The sequence below is a fragment of the Asticcacaulis sp. genome (assembly GCF_027484505.1).
In the GTDB taxonomy this organism is placed as follows: Bacteria; Pseudomonadota; Alphaproteobacteria; order Caulobacterales; family Caulobacteraceae; genus Asticcacaulis.
The window spans coordinates 1-2,874 of record NZ_JAIXSV010000173.1 but is presented as its reverse complement, the minus strand read 5'-3'; the positions used below and the strand labels follow the sequence as shown (position 1 = coordinate 2,874).

Sequence of the window (2,874 nt, the reverse complement as noted above, 5' to 3'; positions counted from 1 at the left end):
TGCGGAGGGGACTCGGGATCATGAACGTTCCTTGCGATCTTGGCATGCCGGACCGCCGGGTAAGGGCGCGCGCCGGTTGCTTGGACTGCGCGGAGCAACGCTTGTCAACGTCTGGGTGCGGCGCGCCCGCGGTCGCGCCGCTCTGGCGTCGAGATCGACGGCGCCGACACACCACAGCCTGGCGCGGATCGACATTCAACGTAACCAGATCATGACGGCGGCGAGCAGGACGAGACCGGCAAAGTGGATGGCCCGGCGATCATAGCGTGTGGCGAAGCGCCGGAAATGCTTGAGGCGGCCGAAGCACGCGCGATGCGGTTACGCTGTTTATAGGCGACCGCGTCATTGGGGGGGTAGCGCTCTTTCGGAAGTGGTTCGAGGGGATGACGGCCTCGGCGCCCATATCGGCAATGATGGCGCGTAAGGCATTGCTGTCATATGCTTTGTCGGCGAGCACGGCTTCGCCCTCTTGCCCATGGAGCAGAGCCGGAGCCTGGGTGATGTCGCCGGTCTGGCCGGGCGTGAGGATGAAACGCAGCGGGCGGCCGAGGGTGTCGGCCAGCATGTGGACCTTGGTAGTCAGTCCGCCTCGGGAACGCCCCAGCGCCTGGTCGCACGCCCCCCTTTTTCGGTCGCCGCCTGCTGATGCGCGCGAACGATCGTGCTGTCGATCATCAGATATTGATTGTCCCGGTCGGCGGTCAACGCATCGAACACCCGTTCCCAGACGCCGGCATGGCACCACCGGCTGAAGCGGCGATGGACGCTCTTCCACTTTCCATAGCGCTCCGGATGGTCGCACCAATGGGCGCCAGAGCGCAGAACCCACAAACATCCGTTCACGAACAAACGGTTATCGGTGCCGGAACGCCCCGGATCAGCCACCTTGCCCGGCAACAGCGATGTGAGCTGCACCCGGTTTCGTGGACACCAAGATAAGGTGTTTTTGGAACCGGAGGGTAATGGTGCAACGACGGAAGTTCAGCCGGGAGTTCAAGCTCGAGGCGGTGAAGCTGGTATTGGAGCGGAGCGTTTCCGCAGCGCAGGCGGCGCGGGATCTCGACGTGCACGCCAACGTGCTGCGCAAATGGATCCGCGAAGCGGAAGGCGATCCTGGATCGGCCTTTCCCGGCCACGGCAACCTGAAGCCAGAGCAACAGGAGATTGAGCGGCTGCGCCGCGAGTTGGCTCGGATGAAGGCGGAGCGCGACATCCTAAAAAACGGTCGCGGGTTTGGCCCGCCTGTGCGCGGTAGAAACGGGTCGTGTTATGGAGGCGGACGGAGGGTCGCGGCCGATCGCTTATTGGTGGCATGATACCCCGTTAAAAAACGTGGCCCGTGGGCAGTTGCGCACTTGAGAGTGGTGGCGCCGTGACCCGGCGACCCCGGTTAGGAAAATGACGGTTTGCATCGCCCATGCCCTCCCATTTTGGAGGAGATGTGGAATGAGTAGATCAAAATCCCCGAAGGTCGGTGATCTGCCGATGGTTGTGCCCGGTGCGGCGGCCATCGACATCGGTTCGACCATGCACATGGCAGCGGTCAATCCCGACGCTGATGATCGGCCTGTCCGTGCATTCGGCACATTCACCGGCGATCTGCACGATATGGCTCGCTGGTTCAAAGCATGTGGCGTTACCAGCGTGGCGATGGAATCGACCGGCGTCTATTGGATCCCGGCCTTCGAGGTGCTGGAGGAGCACGGTTTCCAGGTCATCCTCGTCAATGCGCGGTACGCAAAAAATGTCCCTGGCCGCAAAACCGATGTGAATGATGCGGCCTGGCTTCAGCGCTTGCACAGCTATGGTCTTCTGCGCGGAAGTTTCCGCCCAAAAGCAGAAGTCGCCACGTTGCGCGCTTATATGCGGCAGCGCGAACGACTGATCGAATATTCGGCCTCGCATATCCAGCACATGCAAAAGGCACTGATGGAGATGAACGTGCAACTGCACCATGTCGTCTCCGACATCACCGGCGCCACGGGCATGCGCATTATCCGGGCCATTGTGGCCGGCGAGCGCAACCCGGCGACGCTTGCCGAGATGCGTGACGTTCGTTGCCGCGCCACTGCCGAGACAATCTGTTCCGCATTGACCGGTAACTGGCGCGACGAGCACATCTTCGCCCTGTGCCAATCGGTTGCGCTATTTGACTTTTACCAGACCAAGATTGTGGAATGTGATCGCAAACTAGAGATCTCGCTCCGAGAACTCGAAGGGGGCAACGGTCACGACACGGCCCGCCTGCCCAAGGCTCGGACCAAAACCAAACAAGTGAATGCTCCAGACTTTGAAGTTCGCTCGGCGCTCTACCGCGTGCTGGGCATGGACCTGACTCAGATTCACGGCATTGGCCCGTCGGTGGCCCTCAAGTTGGTCGGGGAATGCGGCACAGACCTTGCGGCGTGGCCGAGTTCAAAGCACTTCACGTCATGGTTGTGCCTGGCGCCGGGCAACAAGATATCGGGCGGCAAACTGCTGTCCTCGAAAACGCGCCGATCATCGAGCCGGGCTGCGGCACTGCTGCGCCTTGCGGCAACCACGATTGGCCGGACCGATACGGCGTTGGGTGCATTTTACCGCCGGCTGTCGGCAAGGGCCGGAAAAGCCAAGGCCGTGACCGCCACCGCACGCAAGCTCGCCGTGCTGTTCTACAACGCTCTGCGGCACGGGATGGCGTATCATGACCCCGGGGCGGCCCAGTACGAAGAGCGCTATCGCAGCCGGGTTATCGGCAATCTGCAACGACGCGCCAAAGCATTCGGCTTCGCACTGCAGGAATTACCGGAGGACCAAGAGATGGCTGTTTCTTAGGAAAGCGGCGGCCTACTTCGCGAAGGACTCGATATGAGGTTCGCCTTCATCGCGAAGCAC

General features: G+C 61.7%; 1 protein-coding gene and 2 pseudogenes. 2 read left to right on the top strand and 1 reads right to left on the bottom strand.

The features are described from left to right. Nucleotides 1-195: 195 nt before the first annotated feature. Nucleotides 196-915: pseudogene (locus tag Q0072_RS10750) on the bottom strand (IS5 family transposase). 50 nt (nt 916-965) lie between these two features. Between Q0072_RS10750 and Q0072_RS10745 the strand changes: the two are divergent. Next, nucleotides 966-1,229, top strand: a pseudogene (locus Q0072_RS10745) (transposase); the annotation flags it as partial. Nucleotides 1,230-1,446: 217 nt separating this feature from the next. Then, nucleotides 1,447-2,814 carry an IS110 family transposase gene (locus Q0072_RS10740; protein ID WP_298329641.1) on the top strand — a complete coding sequence of 456 codons (1,368 nt, stop codon included), beginning with the start codon at nt 1,447-1,449 and terminating at the stop codon, nt 2,812-2,814. Nucleotides 2,815-2,874 lie beyond the last annotated feature (60 nt).

What these genes read in the sequence shown, in the direction of transcription:
- Q0072_RS10740 (WP_298329641.1), top strand. Translation starts at nt 1,447, where the DNA reads ATGAGTAGATCAAAATCCCCGAAGGTCGGTGATCTGCCGATGGTTGTG.